Annotated in this window: 21 protein-coding genes and 5 pseudogenes; 7 read left to right on the plus strand and 19 right to left on the minus strand. The window is 63.0% G+C overall.

Features of this window, described 5'->3' with window-relative positions; all coding sequences use genetic code 11:
- The 5 genes and pseudogenes from ACDP63_RS15490 to dctP all read right to left on the minus strand — a co-directional run.
- A pseudogene (locus ACDP63_RS15490) lies at positions 1-332 on the minus strand (IS5-like element ISPme2 family transposase); the annotation flags it as partial.
- 72 nt (positions 333-404) lie between these two features.
- On the minus strand, positions 405-1,055 hold the full coding sequence (locus ACDP63_RS15495; protein ID WP_409928211.1) for an NAD(P)H-binding protein: 651 nt from the start codon (positions 1,053-1,055) through the stop codon (positions 405-407).
- 235 nt (positions 1,056-1,290) lie between these two features.
- The gene (locus tag ACDP63_RS15500; protein WP_409928212.1) at positions 1,291-2,592 is read right to left on the minus strand and encodes a TRAP transporter large permease; all 1,302 of its coding nucleotides are present in this window, start codon (positions 2,590-2,592) and stop codon (positions 1,291-1,293) included.
- On the minus strand, positions 2,592-3,215 hold the full coding sequence (locus ACDP63_RS15505) for a TRAP transporter small permease subunit (RefSeq protein ID WP_409928213.1): 624 nt from the start codon (positions 3,213-3,215) through the stop codon (positions 2,592-2,594). Before ACDP63_RS15505 ends, ACDP63_RS15500 begins: the two co-directional genes overlap by 1 nt.
- A gap of 64 nt (positions 3,216-3,279) precedes the next feature.
- Positions 3,280-4,350 (minus strand): TRAP transporter substrate-binding protein DctP, encoded by a 1,071-nt coding sequence (gene dctP, locus ACDP63_RS15510; protein ID WP_409928214.1) that lies wholly within the window; start codon positions 4,348-4,350, stop codon positions 3,280-3,282.
- Positions 4,351-4,794: 444 nt separating this feature from the next.
- Here dctP and ACDP63_RS15515 point away from each other — a divergent pair.
- Positions 4,795-5,281: pseudogene (locus tag ACDP63_RS15515) on the plus strand (DDE-type integrase/transposase/recombinase); the annotation flags it as partial.
- 279 nt (positions 5,282-5,560) lie between these two features.
- Positions 5,561-6,201, plus strand: a pseudogene (locus ACDP63_RS15520) (SDR family oxidoreductase).
- 81 nt (positions 6,202-6,282) lie between these two features.
- Here the strand turns inward: ACDP63_RS15520 and ACDP63_RS15525 are convergent.
- The 9 genes and pseudogenes from ACDP63_RS15525 to ACDP63_RS15565 form a co-directional block, all read right to left on the minus strand.
- On the minus strand, positions 6,283-6,492 hold the full coding sequence (locus ACDP63_RS15525; protein WP_409928215.1) for a hypothetical protein: 210 nt from the start codon (positions 6,490-6,492) through the stop codon (positions 6,283-6,285).
- 56 nt (positions 6,493-6,548) lie between these two features.
- A complete protein-coding gene (locus ACDP63_RS15530; protein WP_409928276.1) occupies positions 6,549-6,749 on the minus strand; it encodes a hypothetical protein in 201 nt (66 codons plus the stop codon).
- A gap of 23 nt (positions 6,750-6,772) precedes the next feature.
- Positions 6,773-7,036 (minus strand): annotated as a pseudogene (locus ACDP63_RS15535) (SDR family NAD(P)-dependent oxidoreductase); the annotation flags it as partial.
- A 44-nt stretch (positions 7,037-7,080) separates the two neighbouring features.
- Positions 7,081-7,806 (minus strand): dihydrofolate reductase family protein, encoded by a 726-nt coding sequence (locus ACDP63_RS15540; RefSeq protein WP_409928216.1) that lies wholly within the window; start codon positions 7,804-7,806, stop codon positions 7,081-7,083.
- Between the two features lie 60 nt (positions 7,807-7,866).
- Positions 7,867-8,763: a LysR family transcriptional regulator gene (locus ACDP63_RS15545; RefSeq protein ID WP_409928217.1), complete on the minus strand. Its 897-nt coding sequence runs from the start codon at positions 8,761-8,763 to the stop codon at positions 7,867-7,869.
- 80 nt (positions 8,764-8,843) lie between these two features.
- The gene (locus ACDP63_RS15550; RefSeq protein ID WP_409928218.1) at positions 8,844-9,254 is read right to left on the minus strand and encodes a cyclophilin-like fold protein; all 411 of its coding nucleotides are present in this window, start codon (positions 9,252-9,254) and stop codon (positions 8,844-8,846) included.
- 68 nt (positions 9,255-9,322) lie between these two features.
- Positions 9,323-10,423, minus strand: coding sequence for an alpha/beta hydrolase (locus ACDP63_RS15555; RefSeq protein WP_409928219.1), 1,101 nt, complete (start codon positions 10,421-10,423; stop codon positions 9,323-9,325).
- A gap of 141 nt (positions 10,424-10,564) precedes the next feature.
- The gene (locus ACDP63_RS15560; protein ID WP_409928272.1) at positions 10,565-11,170 is read right to left on the minus strand and encodes a zinc-binding dehydrogenase; all 606 of its coding nucleotides are present in this window, start codon (positions 11,168-11,170) and stop codon (positions 10,565-10,567) included.
- Positions 11,171-11,173: 3 nt separating this feature from the next.
- Positions 11,174-11,338: pseudogene (locus tag ACDP63_RS15565) on the minus strand (alcohol dehydrogenase catalytic domain-containing protein); the annotation flags it as partial.
- A gap of 155 nt (positions 11,339-11,493) precedes the next feature.
- Between ACDP63_RS15565 and ACDP63_RS15570 the strand changes: the two are divergent.
- The 3 genes from ACDP63_RS15570 (at position 11,494) to ACDP63_RS15580 (ending at position 13,676) form a co-directional block, all read left to right on the plus strand.
- Positions 11,494-11,919: a hypothetical protein gene (locus ACDP63_RS15570; RefSeq protein WP_409928220.1), complete on the plus strand. Its 426-nt coding sequence runs from the start codon at positions 11,494-11,496 to the stop codon at positions 11,917-11,919.
- A 77-nt stretch (positions 11,920-11,996) separates the two neighbouring features.
- Entirely contained in the window at positions 11,997-12,800 is an 804-nt protein-coding gene (locus ACDP63_RS15575) for an SDR family oxidoreductase (protein WP_409928221.1), read from the plus strand.
- 60 nt (positions 12,801-12,860) lie between these two features.
- Positions 12,861-13,676 carry an aldo/keto reductase family oxidoreductase gene (locus ACDP63_RS15580; protein WP_409928222.1) on the plus strand — a complete coding sequence of 272 codons (816 nt, stop codon included), beginning with the start codon at positions 12,861-12,863 and terminating at the stop codon, positions 13,674-13,676.
- Between the two features lie 29 nt (positions 13,677-13,705).
- Here the strand turns inward: ACDP63_RS15580 and tnpC are convergent, their stop codons facing one another.
- The 3 genes from tnpC to tnpA form a co-directional block, all read right to left on the minus strand.
- Complete coding sequence (gene tnpC, locus ACDP63_RS15585; RefSeq protein ID WP_409928223.1) at positions 13,706-15,367, minus strand: IS66 family transposase; 1,662 nt, start codon at positions 15,365-15,367, stop codon at positions 13,706-13,708.
- A gap of 63 nt (positions 15,368-15,430) precedes the next feature.
- Positions 15,431-15,784 (minus strand): IS66 family insertion sequence element accessory protein TnpB, encoded by a 354-nt coding sequence (tnpB, locus tag ACDP63_RS15590; RefSeq protein WP_272849163.1) that lies wholly within the window; start codon positions 15,782-15,784, stop codon positions 15,431-15,433.
- Complete coding sequence (tnpA, locus tag ACDP63_RS15595) at positions 15,781-16,239, minus strand: IS66-like element accessory protein TnpA (RefSeq protein ID WP_272849162.1); 459 nt, start codon at positions 16,237-16,239, stop codon at positions 15,781-15,783. Before tnpA ends, tnpB begins: the two co-directional genes overlap by 4 nt.
- A gap of 38 nt (positions 16,240-16,277) precedes the next feature.
- On the opposite strand from tnpA, the gene ACDP63_RS15600 reads away from it, so the two are divergent.
- Both ACDP63_RS15600 and ACDP63_RS15605 read left to right on the plus strand, forming a co-directional pair.
- Positions 16,278-16,535: an aldo/keto reductase gene (locus ACDP63_RS15600; protein WP_409928273.1), complete on the plus strand. Its 258-nt coding sequence runs from the start codon at positions 16,278-16,280 to the stop codon at positions 16,533-16,535.
- Positions 16,536-16,898: 363 nt separating this feature from the next.
- The gene (locus ACDP63_RS15605) at positions 16,899-17,819 is read left to right on the plus strand and encodes a LysR family transcriptional regulator (RefSeq protein ID WP_409928224.1); all 921 of its coding nucleotides are present in this window, start codon (positions 16,899-16,901) and stop codon (positions 17,817-17,819) included.
- 1 nt (position 17,820) lies between these two features.
- Here ACDP63_RS15605 and ACDP63_RS15610 read toward each other — a convergent pair whose 3' ends face one another.
- Positions 17,821-18,072, minus strand: coding sequence for a DUF2274 domain-containing protein (locus tag ACDP63_RS15610; RefSeq protein ID WP_409928225.1), 252 nt, complete (start codon positions 18,070-18,072; stop codon positions 17,821-17,823).
- Positions 18,073-18,076: 4 nt separating this feature from the next.
- Positions 18,077-19,246, minus strand: coding sequence for a TrbI/VirB10 family protein (locus ACDP63_RS15615; RefSeq protein WP_409928226.1), 1,170 nt, complete (start codon positions 19,244-19,246; stop codon positions 18,077-18,079).

Genomic DNA, 19,246 nt, shown 5'->3' on the forward strand with positions numbered 1-19,246 from the left:
GCTGCCTGATGATGAGCGCGAACCACGGTGCTGTCGATCATCTGCAGCGCATCCGGCACGATCCGGCTCTCGTTCAGCGCCTCCAGGATCTGTTCCCACAGCCCCGCCAACGTCCAGCGCCGGAACTGCCGATAGACAGACGACCATTTGCCGAACTCTTCCGGCAGGTCGCGCCAGGGCGACCCCGTTCGGGCGATCCAGAAAATCCCATCCAGAACAAGCCGATGGTTCGTGGGCTTGCGGCCGTTCGGAGAACGGACAGCCAGGATGAAGCGTTCAAAGAACGCCCACTCATCGTTCGACATCAGGTCTCGTGCCACGCTGGTCTCCATTGCAGATACCAGCTTGAATCACGATCACCGCGCCCGGTGAATCCCTTTTGTCAACACGCCCTAGCGCCCTGACTACCGGACCAAGGCGTCGATTGCCTGCCTGATCAGCGTATCGCCATCGGTGAGCTCGTAGATTTCTCGTTTGATCTCCGGCCGCTCAATGAGCGCTGCGATCACCTGAGCGACATTGCCGCGCGCCACCTTGCCGGACTTGACTGCTGCACCGATCGTGACCTGACCGTGGCCCTCCTCATGGACAAGCTTACCGGGGCGAACGATTACCCAGTCCAAAGGCGAGGACGCCACGGCAATTTCGGCGCGTTTCTTTTCGGCCATGTAATGCTCGAAGCGGCTATCGCGCTCTTGGCTCCTCTGTGAATCGGGGAAAGCGGACACGAGATACAGTCGCCGCGTCCCGATCTTTTGCGCCGCCGCGATGGCCTTGATCGGTCCATCGCCGTCAATCGCGGTGGTTCGCTCAAGGCCGCTGCCGGCTGCGCCGGCCGAAAACACGATCACATCGGCCCCGCGCGCAGCTCTGGCCAGATCGTCCACGGCCATGTCGATGATGTCGCCGCGAGCCGGCATTCCGCCAGCCTTCGTGATGTCGTCCGCTTGCTCGGCCTTGCGATGCAGGCCGGTGACCTCGTGGCCCTTCCCCACGAGAATGGGCAGGAGTCGATGCCCGACTCCGCCTGTCGCTCCGATCAGGAATATCCTCATGATTGCGATCCTTCAGACGTCTTTCACAGCGTACCGCAGCCAGAGCATGCCACCGTCCATTGTCTCGCAATGGGTAAGCCGCAACACGCGATGCCACCACGAAGGGTTGCCTTTGTCGCGGCAATTCGGGACAGGCAGGACAGAAACTGGAGACAGCAAGCTGGCGGGTTGAGATCCGCAACTCGCCAAGGCCCTCACCACATGAACAAACCGTCGCCACCTCCCCGAGGCATCCTTACTGGTAGAACATATCGGGCAGCCAGGTTACCAGCGTGGGAAAGGCGATCATCGCGAAGACCATGAGCATCATCGGGATCAGGAACGGCAGGGCACCGATGGCCACGTCGCTGAACTTGCTGCCTCTGTCACGGATGCCATGCGCCACGAACAGGTTCATCCCGATGGGCGGCGTGATCAGCCCGGCCTCCATCAGCAGGGTCAGTACGATGCCGAACCACACGCCGTTGTATTCCGAAACTCCCAAGTGAGCGATGATCGGATAGACCAGCGGGACGGTCGTCAGCACCATCGCCGTGGTCTCCATGAACATGCCCAGAAGCAGGTAGAAGACCACGATGATCAGGATCGTCTGCACCGGAGTCAGGCCCAATTCGGTAATGAATCCCAACATCGCCCGGGTGACGCCCATATAGGTGAACAGGAAGTTCAGGAACATGGCGGCCAGCACGATCAGCATGATCATGGCCGTGGTCTTCATGGTGCCGATGCAGGCCTCCGCAATCAGGGTCCAGCCAAGCGTACGATTGAACGCGGCCAGAAGCAGCGCCATGCAGACGCCGACGGCGGCGGCTTCGGTCGGGGTCGCGATCCCGGCGTATATCGAGCCGACGACCGCCATGAACAGGATCAGCGGCGCAAGAAGGTCAGGCAGGACAGACCAGCGTTCCTTCCATGTCGTCTTGATGCGGGTGCCGCCCCAAGACGGCCTGATCAGGCAGAGGACGAAGACCATCAGCATGAACAGGCCGCACAGCACGAGGCCAGGAAGAATGCCCGCCAGATAAAGTTCAGGGATCGAGGTCTCGGTCAGGATGCCGTAGAGAATCAGCAGGACCGAGGGCGGAATAAGAATGCCCAGCGTACCACCGGCCGCGATGGAGCCCATGAACAGGCTTTCGTTGTATTTGTGGCGCTTGATCTCGGGATAGGCGGCGACGCCGATGGTGGCGGTGGTGGCCACCGACGAGCCAGAGGTGGCGGCGAACAACGCGCTGGTGCCTATATTGGCGTGCATCAGCCCGCCGGGCAGCCAGGTCAGCCAGCGGCTGACCGCGTGATACATCTTGTGCGCGATACCGGCGCGCAGGATGATCTCACCCAGCATAATGAACAGCGGCGCCGCCATCAGCAGGAAGTCGATGCTCTTTTCCCAGTAGATATTGCCGATGGCGCGCGCCATCCGGTTGCCCAGATAAAGCTCGTCAACGCCGAAGGACAGAAGCCCCAGAACCACGCCGACCGGAAGCGAGGCAGCCAGCAGAACCAAAATGGCGATGATAATGAAAAACGGGGCCATCAGCGGTCCCCCGGATGTTTGGCTGAGGTCACGTCGGAGCCGGTATCCCCGCCTCCGATGTGGGTTTCTTCCTGGATCATTTCGTTGACGCTGGGGATGCCCGCGACGCGATTGACGAGTTGCCAGTCACGACGGAACAGGCCAATGGCCGCATAAAGGGTCAGGAAAGCGGCAGTTGCAGTAAAGAGAAGATAACCGAACACCCATAGCCCTTGCGGCAACCACAACGGCACGCGGACGATGCCGATACTCATCCTGCCGCTCGTCCAGGACGCTGCGGCGAGGTCATAGATCGAGCGCGCCAGCAGGAAGACAAAGATAAGCAACGCCAGCATGGCGAGAAAGTCGAGGATCGCACGGATCCGCACTCCGACAAGGTTATAGGCCACGTCGATCCGGATATTGGCCCGGTCCAGCAGGACATAGGGATAGGCAAAGGCCGTAGCGACCGCGAAAATGAAGCCCGAGAACTCATGCGCGCCGCCCAAGGTCGTACCGAACAGCTTGCGCAAGAGAATATCCACTGTAATCATAATGGACAGGAAGATGATCCCCAAGCCCCCCGCGATGCACGCAATGCGCGCCGCGCGGCTCAGGCCGGAATGAACGGTATGCAAGGACATGACTTGCTCCTCTCTGGCATGGATCATGCCGCAGCCATAACCGCGGCACGATCGCTGCAAGACGTTAGTGAGTTTTGATGCTCATGCCGAAGATGCTGCCCAGAGCATTGTTCCACTCCTCGGCACAGCCCGGCCCGCAGCGGCTTGCCCAGCGGGTCAGCACGGTATCTTCAACCCCTTGCCGCAGGCGTGCCTCGTCTCCCGAGGTCAGTTTGACATATTTCATCCCCAGAGGCTCGCCCAGTTCGCAAGGACCATCCGCGAGGCAATTCGCTGCGATGTCTTGCAGATGCTTGACATACTCACGAGATTTCACCTCGACTGCAGCGAATTTCTGGGTCAGAAATTCCTGGGTTTCGGCGTTCAGCCCGTTCCAGCTGTCAAGATTCATCGCAAAGAAATGCGGGGTATAGCCGGACCGGATCTCGACCACGGTATTCGCCACCTGACCGATCTTCACGGCGTAGGCGGCGGTCGGTCCGGTCAATGCACAGTCCAACACCCCGCGTTCCAGCGCCGGAATCACATCCGCAAAGGGCATGGTGATAGGGACACCGCCGAATGTTTCCACGAAGTCCGCAAAGGCGGTACTATGAATGCGCGCCTTCTTTCCACGCATCGTATCAAGACTGAAATTTTCGATTTCCGCAGGGGTCAGGTTGCAGTAGGCCTGCAGCGCCGGCTGCTGGGAATAGAAGATCAGCTTTGCGTTGAAATTCTCCCTCAAGGCACGGTCTAGTATCTCGCGATAGGCGTCCTGCGCGGCGAATGTCTTATCGAAGCCGCCAACGAGTCCCGGAAGATCAATCCCTTCCGCGATCGGCGCCTCACCCGACAGATAACCGGGCACGCCCCAGCTGATGTCATTCGTTCCCAGCTTCAGCAGATCCATCATTTCGAAACCGCTCATGCCAAGTTCCGTATAAGCGACGGAACGTGCCGTGATCTTTCCCCCTGACGCTTCGGGCAGCGTCTTGTCGAAAAACGGCTGGAGAATGTTGATGGTCGTCGGATCGCCGTGGTTGCCGTTGATCATCTCCAGATGAACGGTTTCCAATTCGGCGCTGGCGGCGCCGCATGTTGCAGCCAGCGCGACGACCACGAGCGCGGCGCGCCCTATGGTGGTGTTCGACATTTCGTCCTCCCTAAGCACTATCGTATTCTGAAGTCCTGGTCTCATGTCGGATCGTCTTGACCGGACTGAACGTCTCCCCGAAATCTGCAGCTGATCACGCCTCTGGGAGTCGCCGGCTGCTGGCTGGAACACAACGGCTTCCTTGGCCTCATCGGGCTCTTCGCCGTGGACTTGCGGACCTTGCCCGCAGCTTAACGGTGGTAAGCCGCAATAGCGTATGGCCGGAAATCTTGATGATCTTGCCCGTGTTCATCCTGTCGTTCTTCAAACATCCCAGCCCATCAGAGTGTGTTCATCACGTTATCCCGCTATATGAGATAATGTCAACTAGGATGAAAATAAGGCCGCCGCCCGAGATGGCGCCGTCGTCTCGGTTCCACGTTTGCTCACAGGTCGGACACACCGACAACTTTCACCACGGGTCCGGTCTGCTGCAGTTCGCCGCCTTGGCAACCTCGCTCGACGGTGCTAAGCGGGGAAGAGGAGGCGGTGATTGTGGCGTTCAGGCGGCATACGTTGCTGCCACTGGCCGATTGTCTCTATGCCCTGCAGCTGTTTCTTCCGCATTTGACGCGCTCAGCCTTGCACCGTTGTCTTCAACGATGAGCCATTGCGGCGCCATTGGTTCGAGCCCAATGGCGAATGGATATCGCGCCTGCCGGAGGTGGATGGCGACAAGCCGCAACGGCAGTGCTTCAAACGCTATCCCATTGGCTACTTCCACGTGGATATCGCCGAGGACCAGACTGCCGAAGGGAAGCTCTATCTCTTTGTCGCGATTGACAGAATCAGCAAGTTTGCCTTCGTTCGCCTCGTTCAGAAGGCAGGAAAGATGGCTGCGGCCCAGTTTCTGCGCGATCTGATCGCAGCTGTGCGATATCGGATCCACACGGTGTTGACCGACAATGGCGTGCAGTTCGCAAATCGAAGCGTCGATACCAGACGTGGTCCATGTTGCCGATCTGCCGCGCGCTCGCCAGGAGCACTCTGGGCCCGAGGACGGTGACTTCAGCCGCGCGGCTGCTGCAAGCGGGCGTCACGCGACAGGAGGAGGTGAACTACTCATGAATCTGGCTCATAGGCACATGCGAACCGCGCCATCTAAAGCGAACGCCGGATATTGGCTAATCTTTCTCCATCAATTCGCAAGGATGAAGCCCTTGGTCGACGTGGCTTGGGTCAAATCCAGGAACAACCAAGGATACCATGGATGAAAAACGTCATCGTCCTGGGCGCCAACGGCGCCACGGCCAGAGTGATAATCCCGCGCCTGCTGCAACAGGGGGACGTGAAGCTAACACTGTTCGCGCGCCGCGCCGGGCGTCTTCGCGATCTCAACGGCGCGCGTGTCCATGTTTTCGAGGGCGATGCCACGAACCGAGATGATCTGAAACGGGCGATCCAGGGCAGGATATCGTGATCAGTGCGATGGGCGGCATGGATTTGGGCGACAAGATCGAGGGCGTGGTTGCGGTGATGGAGGACCTGGGCGTGCGCCGCCTGATCACGATCAGCGCGGGCGGCATCTACGACGAATTGCCCGAACCCTTCAATTCCTGGGACAAGGGGATGACGGGCTATACGCGGCCGACCAACCTGAAGACGGCGCAGGCGATGGAAAGGTCCTCGCTGGACTACACCGTGCTGCGCCCTGTCTGGCTGACCAACAAGCCGGTCGAAGAGGTTGAACTGACCCAAAAGGGCGAGACGTTCAAAGGCACGGAAACCTCGCGCGCCAGCGTCGCGCGCTTCATCGCCGATCTGGTGAAGAATCCGTCACTCCACGTCAACGAGAACCTCGGTATCAGCCAGCCCAATACCGACGGCGACAAACCCGCCGCCTATCGCTGACAAGTTGGTCAATGGAGCGACGCGCGACCATGGATCATGGATCATGGATCATGGATCATGGATCATGATGGGCACGTCGCCTCAGGAGAGGGCAACGCCGGTAATCTCGGCGAGCTTGTCGACGAACCGATCCTGAAACGCGATGTCGGATACCTCGCGCGCCGGCGTCTCCTGCCGGCGATGATGCCAATAGCGGCCGCTGACTTTCGCTGCAGGCTCGTCGCTGACGGCCAGCCAGGTCTGTGTGCGATGGCCTTCCTCGAGATCGTCCGGTGCGCCCCACCCGCCCATTCGACATAAAGCTTGCTTTCGCAATAGGCTTGGGCGGCGTTCCAGCACCGCTCGATCTAGTCGATGTCATCGAGAGGCCTTGCGCAGCCGCTGTGCATGCTGCTGCTGAGATAGATCAAGCGCGCAGGGCGTTCGATCAACGCGGTCAGCATGTAGGACGCCAGCGTGTTGACCGCGAGAATGGCCGCATGGCCCTCGGGCGTTGCGGAACGATCCGGCGTCGAATAGATGCCGGCGTTGTGGATGACCGTATCCATGCGGCCGATGGCATAACCTGCTCTGCGATCGCGCGGGTCACGGCGGCGCTGCTCAGGTCGCCGACGACGGTGCCGAGCGCACGAGGCGCCAGATCGGAAATGACTGCTGACCGATTCTTCGACCGGGCATGCAGGACCACCTGATGACCGTCCTGCATCAGAATCTGCACCGCGGCGCGACCCAGCCCCTCCGTGCTGCCGGTGACGAAGATCCGCGCCACTGTCTGCTTCCCTTTTCGCCAGAACGGCGCCGACTTATCGCGTTCCGAGCATATCGAGGGACACATCCCAGAGCCGGACGGCGCCGAATAGACGATCCGTCCTGAATGGCTCACGCGCTTTCTGCCGGCGCTTCCTCGACCTTGTGGCGCAGCCAGACCATGCCGCCTTCGAGCGTCTCGCAGGAGATCAGACGGAGCGCCTGTCCGGCGCTGGGACGCTCCCCTGCCAGTCCCCTGTAGTCGACGATGCTGTCCGATCCGGCCACGCCATCGACGGCGGGCGAGATCAGCGTGCTGAACTCGTCGATCAGGCGATGGCGCAGAAACGCGCCGTTGATCGTGCCGCCGCCTTCAAGGAGGAGCTTCTTCACGCCGAAGACCGAGCCAAGCTGTTCCATCGCAGTGGGAAGGTAATGGCCGTCCGGACCCCCGAAGATGTAGGATACGCCGTCCTCGCGCAGTTCGGCCAGATAGGCGTCGGAAACCTGTTCGCCCAGGACGGCGACGGCATGATCCTCGCCGATGCTGTCCTTCCCGTAGTGGACACGCCCGGAGGGATCGATGGCGATGGCGAGATTGCGGCCGTTGCGGTTGCCGACATGCGGCTCACGCGGCACGGCCGGGGCATCGGCGATGCCGCGCTCCTTGCCCTTGGCGATCTCGGCCATGGTCTTGCGGCCGACGATCCATCCTTCCGCCTCGAAGCGTGCGGCGACGTCCTCGTAGTGCCCGCTCAGGGTCTTGGCCGAGACGCCTTTGGCGGCAGGCGTGAAGCGGCTCGGATGAAGGCGGCCGTCGATGGAGGTGATCATGTGGCAGATGATATAGGGGCGCATGTCGGGTTCGATCCTTGAAGCGTGACGGTGTGGGTCGAAAGCCGCGAGCCTCGACCGGGATTAGTCGCGATGGCGCATTGCCTCGACGAAGGTGACGAAGGCAGGAGAAGCCTGGCGGCGGCTCGGATAGTAGAGGTGGTAACCGTCCCACAAAGGAGACCATCCTTCCAACATGCGCTGGAGCCGGCCCTTTGCTATGTGCGGCAGCGCGATCTCCTCCGGCACATAACCAAGACCCTGGCCGGCAAGTGCGGCGTCGAGAACGTGGAAGATGTTGTTGAAGACGAGCTGGCCCTCGACATGGACCTTGATCTCGCGGCCCTCCTCGTCCTCGAACTCCCAGACATAAAGCCCGCCGGAAGAGGGGAACCGATAGTTGATGCAGTTGTGCTGCATCAGATCCTGCGGCTTCTCCGGGATCGAGCGGCCCTTGAGATAGGACGGCGAGCCAATAACGGCGAAGCGGAAGTCAGGTCCGATGCGAGCCGAGATCATGTCCTTGGCGAGTTGCTCTCCCATGCGAACGCCGGCGTCGTAGCGTTCCGTCACAATGTCGGTGAGGCCGTTGTCGAGCAGCAGTTCGACCTTGATGTCGGGATATTTGGGTGCGAAGCGCTTCAGCTTCGGCCACAGAACGCTCGAAATGGCGAAGTCCGACGCATTGATGCGGATCGTGCCGGCCGGCTTTTCCCTCAACTCGTTCAGGGCATCGATCTCGACCTCGATCTGGTCGAAATGCGGCCCGATCCGCTCCAGCAGCCGCTCGCCGGCCTCCGTCGGCGCGACCGCGCGTGTGGTGCGCGTGAGCAGGCGGATGCCGAGCCGTGCTTCGAGCTGGCGGATCGTGTGGCTCAAGGCCGATTGCGAGATACCGAACCGGGTGGCCGCCTTGGTGAAGCTGCCTTCGCGCGCGACGGCTAGGAAGGCGAGCAGGTCGTTGACATTCTGGCGCGTCATTCGTGAATCTCCTTCATACCAGCAAGGCGATTATAGCCGACACCTGCGCCAAGGCCCAACGGGCGCTTCCGGCAGTATCCTCAATCCGCCCGCTCAACCCGGATCGTGATCTCACCCGGTCGATCGAAGATCGAGACGTTGCCCGTGACCTGGCCAAGCACGATGATGCCGGGGCGGGGAACACGCCCGTCCTTGTAGTAGATGACGAAATGATCGGAACTCCACAGCCCGAGCATGCCGGTGGAGAAGTCCTGCTGCCGTGGCAGATCGGGCAAGGCGGAAGGCAAGTCGCCGGTCTTTTCCTGGCGCATATGGTCCCGCATCTCGATGGTCAGCGGCAGCATCGCGGAGAGCGCGCGGGCAGCGTCGTTGTCGGCCAGCTCGGCAGTCACTTCGCCCCAATCGGACGAAATGCGGATACGGTCTTGCGCCATGGCGGGTCCAACCGATCCCAGGGCGAGGATGGCCGCGCCCAACAAAGGTTTCAGCATGCGACGATCCTCCAATGCCAGGAGACATCAATGGGCCTGCCGGTTCAGTCAGGCCCATCTTGTCGCTGTCAGGCGGCAAGGTGCTGGCTGAAGAAGCTGGTCAGTTTGTCGAACGGGATCTTGTCCATCTGGTCGTAGAGATCGACGTGGCTGGCGCCCGGAATGATCATCAGCTCCTTCGGCTCGGCGGCGGCCGCGAAGGCGGTCTCGCTGAAGTAGCGCGAGTGGGCGTTTTCGCCGTGGATGAACAGGACCGGACGCGGCGCGATCTCCGCGATATAGGTCAGGATCGGCAGGTTCATGAACGGCAGCGGCGTGGTCTGCGTCCAGGCATTGCCCGAGTTGACCGCACGCTTATGATATCCGCGCGGCGTCATGTAATAGTCGTGGTAGTCGATCTGGAACTGCGCTTCGCCACCCTTCAGCTCGTTGTAGGGCGGCTGGTAGGCTGGGGTGCCGTTTTCCGCATCCGCCCAACGCTGCCGGCTCAATTGCTCAAGCGTTTGCGTGCGCTGTTCGAGGGTCACGCTGTCGTTGTAGCCCTTCGACATACCGCGGGTCATGTCATACATGGTGCTGGCGACCACAGCCTTGACGCGCTTGTCGACGGCCACGGCGCTCAATGCCATGCCGCCCCAGCCGCAAATGCCGATGACGCCGATGCGCTCGCGGTCGACCGAGGGGTGCAGGCCGATGAAATCCACGCCCGCCATGAAGTCCTCGGTGCTGATGTCGGGCGAGGCGACGTTGCGCGGCTCGCCGCTGCTTTCGCCGGTATAGGACGGATCGAAGGCCAGCGTGACGAAGCCGCGCTCGGCCATGGTCTGCGCATAGAGGCCGGACGACTGCTCCTTGACGGCGCCGAACGGGCCGGCGACCACGATGGCCGGCAGGCGGTTGTCGCTGCGATCTTTTGGCAGATAGAGGTCGCCCGCGAGCGTGATGCCGTAACGGTTGGTGAACGTCACCTTCTCATGGTCGACATTCTCACTCTTCGGGAAAACCTTGTCCCATTCTTCTGTCATGGTCTGAGCCCTCGCATTGGACGTGTTGAAGATTGAGGCCGCGCCGAAGGCGGCGACGCCAGCGCCGGTCAGCTTCAGGAGGTCGCGGCGGCCGAAGTCCAGGCCGGATGCCTGCGTGGTGCCGGATTTTACTTGGTCGGTCATTTCGGTCTCCTTTCGATCGTTGGAGATGTGGGGTTGCCGAAGCAGCCGGATTAGACCGTCTGTTTCGCTTGTGGTTATGAGCTGGATTCATCAATCCAGCCCGTGCCTGAGAACGACAGGCGCGACCGCCGGGCGGGGGCGCTACACTCCGTCGAAGGTCAGGATCAGACGTCCACGCTGGCCGCCTTCCTCCAGTTGCCGGTGGGCGGCCGCCGCCTCCGCCGCCGGGTAGATCGCCGCAACGCGCAAGGCCAGCAAACCGCTGGCGACCTGTTGGCCGAGGCGAGCGATTGCCGCATGATCGGCAACGCGCTCGCGCACGTTGACGAATACCGGCTCGATGCCACGCTCAAGACTTCCGTCACTGCCGGGCCGCAAGGTGATGATTGTCCCCTTGTCGCGCACGGCAGGCGCAACCTCTCTGCCGAGGCCCGCCGCATCGAGCACGGCGTCGACGCCCGTGGGGACGGCATCGCGAACGCGCTCTACGGCATCGTCGCCGCGGGGGATGACGTCGTCCGCACCGGCGGCGCGCAGGAACGCCTCGTCTTCGGCAGAGGCGATCGCCACGACGCGCACGCCTTCGCTGTGCGCCAGGGCGACGGCATGGGTGCCAACCGCGCCGGCGGCGCCAGTGACCAGCAATGAAGCGCCGCGCGGCAGCTTCAACGTGTCGAGAGCGTTGCGGGCGGTCAGTGCGTTCATCAAGAAGGATGCCGCGGCGGGAAACTCGACCTCTTTCGGCATGGGGATGACGGAGGCGGCAGGCAGGCACACATACTGGCTGTAACCGCCATAGCTTCCGAAGTTGTCGACGACGCCGACCACATCCTGGCCGATTGCCACCGCCAGTTCGGGATCGATCCCTTCACCGACCTCATCGACCGTGCCGGCAATGTCCATTCCCGGCACGAAAGGCGGCTGCTCGCTTGCGAACCATCACGTCGACCGGATTGACGCCGGCCGCGCGGACCCTCACGCGCACCTGGCCGGCCGCCGGATGGGGATCGGGAAGCTCCACAAAATGTAGAACGTCGGGGCCGCCATAGCTGTTCAATCCTACTGCATACATGGGCGCAGTCCTGCGCCGTGTCAGGCCGCATGCGCTCGCCGACCGAGAGGAACAGGTGCTCTCCCTGCGGATCGAAGGCGATGATGCCGCCCGGCTGACCGCCGCCATCGCGGTAGCCCTGATCGCCTTCGGCGGCAGCTTCGCCGTGACGGCCGCGCTGCTGGTCCTGTGGGGCCTGCTCGCGACCTCGGCTCCGGTCGGCTGGTGGACCTGGCTGTCGCGCACTTTGCCGCACGACGCCGAGGCTGGCGGTGGCCTGATGGTGGCGGTCGTGCAACTCGCAATCACGCTGGGCGCGGTCGTCGGCGGCCTGCTGTTCGACGCAAGCGGCTACCAGAGCACCTTCACCGCCAGCGCCGTCATTCTGCTCGTCGCGGCCGTCCTCGCGGCCCTGACCTCGCGAAAGGATCGCGCAGCGGCCTGATCGCCAATGGGGAGGAAAAGCCAACTGCGGAGCGCCGCGCCGATCGGCGCGCCCCCGCCAGAGAAAGGACAAACGCCATGAAGAAGAAGATCCTCGGCCTCAGCGCCGCGTCGGTCGCCGGCGCTCTCGCCCTTGTCGGAGGCTATCTGACAATGCCCGACGGCACAGGGCCGGCGCCGGCCCTTGCCCAGGTGGGCACCGTCACCTTTCCCGAGCTTGAGGCGCTGGTCGTCCTCGGCGCACGCCGCGAAGACAAGCTGAAGCGTATCGCCGAGGAAATCGCCAAGGAAGGCGGCGAAGCCGTCTATCAGGAACTGGACGTCACGAAGCAGGCCGAGAACGACGCCATCGTCAAGCTGACAAAGGAGAAGTTCGGCAAGGTAGATGTGATCTTCCTCAACGCCGGCCTGATGCCGAATTCGCCGCTATCGGCGCTGAAGACCGATGACTGGCATGAGATGGTCGCCGTCAACGTCACCGGTGTCCTGAACGGCGTTGCCGCCGTGCTGCCGGAGTTCATTGCGCAGAAATCCGGCCACGTCATCACCACCTCGTCGGTAGCCGGTCTCAAGGCTTATCCGAACGGCGCGGTCTATGGCGGGACGAAATGGTTCGTGCGCGACTTCATGGAGGTCCTGCGCATGGAATCCGCCACGGAAGGAACGAACATCCGCACGGCGGCGATCTATCCGGCGGCCATCAACACCGAGCTGCTGGGCACGATCAGCGACAAGGGCACGGCCGAGGGCATGCAGGCCGTCTATGACCGCTACGGCATCTCGCCCGACCGGATCGCCGATGTCGTCGCGTTCGCCATCGACGCACCCGACGACACCACCATCAATGAGTTCACGGTCGGGCCGGCCAATCAGCCCTGGTAAGCGCGGGAGAAGCACGGTGCGCCTATCCAGCCCTTCCAAAATTCTGATGAGGAGATTTCCATGAAGACCGTCCCCTTGGGAACCACGAACATCAAGGTGCCCAACATCATCGCGGGCATGATGCGCATTGCCGGCAGCACCGACGACCAAATTCGCGCCCTCTACACCGCAGCGCGTGAGGCGGGCACCAACTTCTTCGATCATGCCGACCTTTACGGGTTCAACCATCCCGGCGGCGGGCCGCATCTGTGCGAGCGCCGGTTCGCCGAGGCGCTGAAGCTGAGCGGCGCCGAGCGCGAGGAGATCGTCCTGCAGACCAAGACGAGCATCGTGGACAAGCCTTGGCACTACGATCAGTCCTACGAGCACATCGTCGGTTCGGTCGAACGCTCGCTCAAGGCTCTGGCGACCGACTATATCGATGTCCTGCTGCTGCACCGGCCCGACGCTCTGGTGGAGCCCGAAGAGGTCGCCCGCGCCTTCGATCATCTGGAATCCACCGGCAAGGTCCGTGCCTTCGGTGTCTCCAACCACACGCCGCGTCAGATCGACCTGCTCAAGACGGCCGTGACCCAACCGATCGTCGCCAACCAGATCCAGCTTTCGGTAACGCACTCCACGATCATCGCCCAGGGCCTGTCATCGAACATGACGGGATTCGACGACTCGATCACCCGTGACGGCGGCGGCATCGTGGACTACGCGCGGATCCACAGGATCACGTTGCAGGCATGGTCGCCATTCCAGAAAGCGTTTCAGGACGGGGTGTTCTTCGACGCTCCCGAATATCCGAAGCTCAATGCCGAACTCAAACGTATGCGGCGGCTGCGCCCCATTGATTTCAGGCTTGCGCCGCGGGGTGCCGGACAGAGCTGATGCCCGTTCGTAGCTCAGAAAAGAGTCCTTTATGAGCTCATCCCGGCTGGTTTCGCCGCTTGGGCATATGCCCAGGGCATCAGGGCGTCGATGTCTTTTTCCAGGTGGCCGTTGGCCAGGCGCGTGAAGAGATCGCGCAGGTAGGCATAGGGCTCGACGCCATTCATCTTGCATGTGCCGATGAGGCTGGCGAAGCGAGCCCAGTTGCGTCCGCCCTCGTCATGGCCGGCAAACAATGCGTTGCGGCGGTTCATGGCCGGGCTTCGGATGGCATTCTCGACCAGGTTGGAGTCGATGTCGACGCGGCCGTCATCAAGGAACAGCCGGAAGCCGTCTTGGCGCTTCAGCATATAGGCCATGGCCTCACCAAGGTCGGATTTTCGCGAGACCCGGGCAGCCTGTGCCTTCAGCCAGGTAAAGAACGCGTCGACCAGGGGGCGGGACAGTTCCTGCCGGACGGCCCGTCGATGTTCCGGATCGCTTCCGCGGATGGCATCCTCGACCTTGTAGAGCGCAGCAATGCGCAGGAGCGCCTCATCGATGATCGGTGAGCCTTTCTTCGGCTTGGCCTTGATCAGCTTGCGTCGGCCGTGCGCCCAACAAAAGGCCAACCGCAAGGGAGCGCCGCCGGTGCGTTTTGGCGTGGCGAGATGGGTATAGGCACCATAGGCATCAACCTGGATCGTGCCATCGAAGCCAGCAAGGATTTCAGCGGCATATTCGCCCTTACGCCCGGGCCGGTAGTGGAACACCACGCCGGGCGGAGCGGTGCCGCCCCAACCCCGGTCGTCCCGTAAAACGGCCCAGAGGTAGCCGGTTTTCGTCGTGCCACGCCCTGGATCGAGCACCGGGGCGGTGGTTTCATCGACATAGAGCCGCGTGCTTTCCGCCATCAGCCGCCTGGCCATGTGGTCGACCACGGGCGCGATCAGGGCGCCGGTCCGGCCCATCCAGTCGGCCAGCACCGAGCGCTCGATCGGCAGCCCGTGCCGCGCCATCACCACGGCCTGCCGGTTCAGCAGCATATGCTCGGAATGCTTGGAAACGGCGATCTGCGCCAGCAGTGCCTCGGTCGGCCAACTGCCCTCCAGAAGATGCGCGGGTGCCTTGGCCTGCACCACACCGGCTCGCCCCTTGGGGCAGGCATAACGGGGGCGCACCGTGGCGATCACCTGATAACGTGCCGGGATGTAATCCAGCCGTTCGCTCCGGTCCTCGCCGATCCGGACCATGTCCCCGCAACCGCAGGGGCAGACGATGCTGTCGGGCTCGACCACCCGCTCGACGCGCGGCAGGCTCTCGGGCAATGCCCGTGCCTTGCGGGGCGCCCGCGGCTTGCGCTTCGCGGGCTCTGGTTCGCTGGCCGCGATCCTGTCCTCGACGTCCGCGATCTGTGCCTGGGTCTCGGCAATGGCCGTTTCCAGATCTTCCAGCGCCAGTGCCAGTTGCGCCGGGTCCATCTTTTCCGATTTCGGTCCGAACTTCGTGCGCCGGTAATCCCGGACCTGGCCTTCCAGCTTCTCGATCAGCGCCTTCAGTTCGGTGATGAAGGCTTCCTTCTCGGCCACCACCGCCTGCTCGTGATGGCGGGCTGCCCGTTCGACCGAAAGCTCGAACTGCATCGCCGCAAAAGCCTTCCTCACCTCGGGAGGCAGGTCCGGGAACAGGCTGAGATCGAAGGGCTGCGACATGCGCCTTCCTACCCGATCCGGACCAGAAATCCCAGTAAAACAAGGCAAAATATACCCGTCTGATTACCCCGCCGCAATCGGCGCCGCCACGCGCCGCGCAACCGTCCGCCGCCAGTCCAGACCCTCGAACAGAGCTTCCGCCTGCGCCCGCGACAGCCGCATCACCCCGTCCTGGACCTTGGGCCAGGCGAAGCTGCCGTGTTCCAGAACCTTGTAGGTCAGCACCATTCCGGTGCCGTCCCACACCAGGATCTTCAACCTGTCCCCGCGTTTCGAGCGGAAGATCACCGTCACCCCGGAATGCGGGTCGAGCTTCAACTCGGTCTGAACCATCAGCGCCAGGGCCTGGTGCCCGCAGCGGAAGTCCACCGGCTTCGTCGCGATCAGGATCGGCTGCCGCGCGCCCGCAACGATCATGCCTCTCCCCGCAACGCCCGCACCAGCGCGGCGGCACGCTCCACTGCGACATCACCGGGAACACGCAGCACGATGCCGGCGCCGATTTCCACGGTCAGGATCCCGTGCCTGTGCCGATCAGGCGCCACAGGCACGGCCTTCCCGGCTTGCCGATCAGAAGGATCGTCAACCGCCAGCGGCACAAAAAACGGCTCCGGGGAAATGGAACGGGGCAACTCGGGCTGCGCCATGAAATCGGCCGGCAGAGCCAGCAATCCGCGCCGCGCACGGCTACGCCATTCCGAAAGATGGTGGGGCTGCATGTCATGACGCCGCGCCACATCCGCAACCCGAACACCGGGTTGCAGGCTCTCCGCTACAATCCGAGCCTTCACATCGTCAGGCCAGCGCCGGTTCCTCCGACGAGGCTCTACAACCTCGCAACGCCCGACAAATCCGTCCCCGCCATCCGCCATTCCAAAACCCTTCTGAAACTTCAGAAGAAAAATCGCCGATCAGCCGCAGGTCCAAAACCGCAAATCTCAATGGGACAGAGACGCCAGATACACTCAAACGGCTTGCGTCGAAATACAAGGTCACGCCGACCGCGATCGCGACGGCCTGGATCACCCGGCATCCCGCCGGCATACAGGTGGTCCTGGGGACCACCAAACCCGAGCGCATCGTAGAGGCGGCGGCAGGCTCGGATATCCCGCTCACCCGCGCTGAGTGGTATGGCCTGATCCAGGCAGCCGGTCACAATGTTCCCTGACCGCTGAACCGAATCGTCAGGAAGGCTTATGACAACCCCAGTCCAGCGTTGCATGGGCGAGGGTGAAATGGTGCCTGTAGCGCGCGCATTGATGAGCAGGGTTCATTACGGCATGCAATCTATGACCCCTAATGATCCCGATTATTGCGTGTATTATGAGAGGTTACGTCGCTTTTTCATCGTTGGCATCATAGCAATTGAACTTTGGTTGTAGCTGGAGTCGGATCCATTGGCGCCAGCATATCTTCGAAACCGTGCGGTTCAGGCCACCGCATTTGGACTTTCGGAACACGACCCGAACGGAGCAGGACAGTTGCCCGCTTTGTAAGGGCAGAACTTGTTTCTGGGAGGAGAGACCACGCAATGCAACGTCGATCCAAGACAACAGCGATAGAACTTCGCCACCTTCGCTACGTCGCCGCGGCGGTGGAGCATGGCAGCTTCAGTTCAGCGGCGGGTGAACTCGGCGTGCGGGAATCCGCGATCAGCCGGCGCATCCGCGACCTTGAGGATGAGACCGGCGCCGCTCTCTTCATCCGCCACAAGCGCGGCGTGACGCCGACGGATGCCGGAAAGCGATTCCTGACGCACGCCCGGCGGGCGCTCAACGAGATCGACCTGGCCATCAAGGATGTGGGGGCGGCCGGCCGGGTCGAGCATGGCGTGCTGCGGATCGGCATCTTCGCCTCGCTGGCCTCGGGCTTCCTGGCCGATCTGCTGCGCCGCTACAATGACGATCATCCCGGTGTGCGATGCGTGTTCGTGGAAGGCAATCCGAGCGATCACATCGCTGCGGTGCGCCAGCATTGCATGGACGTGGCCTTCCTGACCGGCACCCCCGAAGCGACGGAATGCGATGTCGAAGTCTTCTGGAAGGAGCGGGTCTTCGTGGCGCTTCCGAAGGACGACGATCTGACGGTCCGGAAGCGGATCGCCTGGTCCGAATTGCGTAACCGGCATTTCGTCGTCAGCGAGGCCAGTCCGGGACCGGAAATCCACGACTATCTGGTCCGGCATCTGTCGGAGCTCGGCCATCACCCAAGTGTCGAACGCTGCCCGGTGTCCCGCGACACGCTGATGCAACTCGTCGCCCTGGGCAAAGGATTGACGCTCACCAGCGAGGCGACGACCGGCGTAAGTTTCCCCGGCGTCGCCTTCCGGTCGCTCACGACGGAGCCCCTGCCCTTCTGCGCGGTCTGGTCGCCGCGCAACGACAACCCGGCCCTGCGCCGCTTGCTCAGCCTGACGCGGATCCTGTCGGCGCAAGCCAGCAAGGCGCAATGAATCAGGCGCCAAGTCGACGCCCGGCACCGACGCTCCGTCTTGCCTTTGCGAACCCGCGATCCGATGCCAGAAACCGCTCCAGCATCGGCACGACGAGTCTCTGCGGCGGGACTGCTGCGCCCTGCCCGCCGGCTCCGGTGCGGCCAAGCAGTTCGCCGTAAAGCACCAGATCCCTATGCAGGCGCGCCGGCAGTTCGACGGTCAGCTTCACCGGCGTATCATCCGCGATCGGTCCCAGCTTCAGCTTCGTCATGGTGTCATCCTCCTGCATTTTCGAACACAAGATCTCGCGAGACCAGAATCCAGACCGGGAAACCCGGCCGGATGGTCAGGGTCGGCGCGACCTGCAACTGGCGCTGGACGATCTGCTGGCCGGCCTGGTCGACGGTGTCCTGGGCGCCGTCTCGGATGGCGCGGATGAGCCGGTCCTCCTCGTCGCCGGCGGCAAGCTCGGCGCCGACCGCGAGCAGAGTCGACAACCCGGCGGCCTTCATCAGCTCTCCCCAGTGGTAATCGACGCCGTCCTCGAGCCCGGCATAGCCGCTGGCATCGGCGCCGGGCAGGCGCTCCAGCACCAGGGAACGGCCGTCGGGAAAGATCAGCCTGTTCCAGACCAGCAGCACCCGGCGCTGGCCGAATATGACATCCGCATCGTATTCGCCGACGATGCGGGTGCCCTGCGGGATCAGCAGGATCGAGCCGGTGGGGCTGTCATAGACGGGCTGCGTCACCTGGGCGATGATCTGGCCGGGCAGGTCGGAGCGGACGCCGGTGATCAGCGCCGCCGGGATCACCGATCCGGCTTGCAGGATATAGGGCGAGGCCGGCGCCTCGACGCGATCCGGGGCGACCGTCACGCGAACGGCGGCTCCGCCCAGAAACGCCGCATGGCGATCCTGCTCCCCTGTGGCCCCCGACTGCCCCATGGCACCAAGCCCACCCGTGGCCTGCCCGACGCTCCCTGCGCCCATGTCCGGCTCACCCGCAGGCCGCGGCCCGCCCTGAAAGAACACACCGCTGAGCCGGGCCGCTTCCTCTTCCGCCAACCGCTGCTGCTCGGCCGCATCCATGGCGGGCGCGGGTTCGAGCGGGGCGGCGATATCCGGCGCCGGCATCGGCGCGCCGCGGTTGCGGGCATCGAGGATCGGGCGGCCGAGATCGCCGGGCAGCGCCGGTCCGAGCGCGGGACCGGCATAGTCGCGGGGCAATTCCGCCAGCCCGTCGGCGGTGGCGCGGTTCTCGGTGGAAAACAGTTCCTCGCCGCTGCGTTCGACATCCTTGCCCTGCAGCGCATGGATCAGTGCCCCGCCGATCCCGAGCGCGGCGATCCCGGCCATGCCCGCCAGCACTTTTCGCGACAGCCGGGTGACGCGGGGCGGCTCGGCCTGTAGCCTCATTGGCGCTGCGGCAGATTCCTTCTCGCTCAT

Source organism: Paracoccus sp. P2, assembly GCF_046335115.1.
Lineage (GTDB): Bacteria > Pseudomonadota > Alphaproteobacteria > Rhodobacterales > Rhodobacteraceae > Paracoccus > Paracoccus pantotrophus.

Coding starts and splice junctions, on each gene's coding strand:
- ACDP63_RS15495 (WP_409928211.1), bottom strand. CDS start 1,055: ATGAGGATATTCCTGATCGGAGCGACAGGCGGAGTCGGGCATCGACTC.
- ACDP63_RS15500 (WP_409928212.1), bottom strand. CDS start 2,592: ATGGCCCCGTTTTTCATTATCATCGCCATTTTGGTTCTGCTGGCTGCC.
- ACDP63_RS15505 (WP_409928213.1), bottom strand. CDS start 3,215: ATGTCCTTGCATACCGTTCATTCCGGCCTGAGCCGCGCGGCGCGCATT.
- dctP (WP_409928214.1), bottom strand. CDS start 4,350: ATGTCGAACACCACCATAGGGCGCGCCGCGCTCGTGGTCGTCGCGCTG.
- ACDP63_RS15525 (WP_409928215.1), bottom strand. CDS start 6,492: ATGGGCGGGTGGGGCGCACCGGACGATCTCGAGGAAGGCCATCGCACA.
- ACDP63_RS15530 (WP_409928276.1), bottom strand. CDS start 6,749: ATGGATACGGTCATCCACAACGCCGGCATCTATTCGACGCCGGATCGT.
- ACDP63_RS15540 (WP_409928216.1), bottom strand. CDS start 7,806: ATGCGCCCCTATATCATCTGCCACATGATCACCTCCATCGACGGCCGC.
- ACDP63_RS15545 (WP_409928217.1), bottom strand. CDS start 8,763: ATGACGCGCCAGAATGTCAACGACCTGCTCGCCTTCCTAGCCGTCGCG.
- ACDP63_RS15550 (WP_409928218.1), bottom strand. CDS start 9,254: ATGCTGAAACCTTTGTTGGGCGCGGCCATCCTCGCCCTGGGATCGGTT.
- ACDP63_RS15555 (WP_409928219.1), bottom strand. CDS start 10,423: ATGACCGACCAAGTAAAATCCGGCACCACGCAGGCATCCGGCCTGGAC.
- ACDP63_RS15560 (WP_409928272.1), bottom strand. CDS start 11,170: ATGCCGAAAGAGGTCGAGTTTCCCGCCGCGGCATCCTTCTTGATGAAC.
- ACDP63_RS15570 (WP_409928220.1), top strand. CDS start 11,494: ATGGGCGCAGTCCTGCGCCGTGTCAGGCCGCATGCGCTCGCCGACCGA.
- ACDP63_RS15575 (WP_409928221.1), top strand. CDS start 11,997: ATGAAGAAGAAGATCCTCGGCCTCAGCGCCGCGTCGGTCGCCGGCGCT.
- ACDP63_RS15580 (WP_409928222.1), top strand. CDS start 12,861: ATGAAGACCGTCCCCTTGGGAACCACGAACATCAAGGTGCCCAACATC.
- tnpC (WP_409928223.1), bottom strand. CDS start 15,367: ATGTCGCAGCCCTTCGATCTCAGCCTGTTCCCGGACCTGCCTCCCGAG.
- tnpB (WP_272849163.1), bottom strand. CDS start 15,784: ATGATCGTTGCGGGCGCGCGGCAGCCGATCCTGATCGCGACGAAGCCG.
- tnpA (WP_272849162.1), bottom strand. CDS start 16,239: ATGGCGGATGGCGGGGACGGATTTGTCGGGCGTTGCGAGGTTGTAGAG.
- ACDP63_RS15605 (WP_409928224.1), top strand. CDS start 16,899: ATGCAACGTCGATCCAAGACAACAGCGATAGAACTTCGCCACCTTCGC.
- ACDP63_RS15610 (WP_409928225.1), bottom strand. CDS start 18,072: ATGACGAAGCTGAAGCTGGGACCGATCGCGGATGATACGCCGGTGAAG.
- ACDP63_RS15615 (WP_409928226.1), bottom strand. CDS start 19,246: ATGAGCGAGAAGGAATCTGCCGCAGCGCCAATGAGGCTACAGGCCGAG.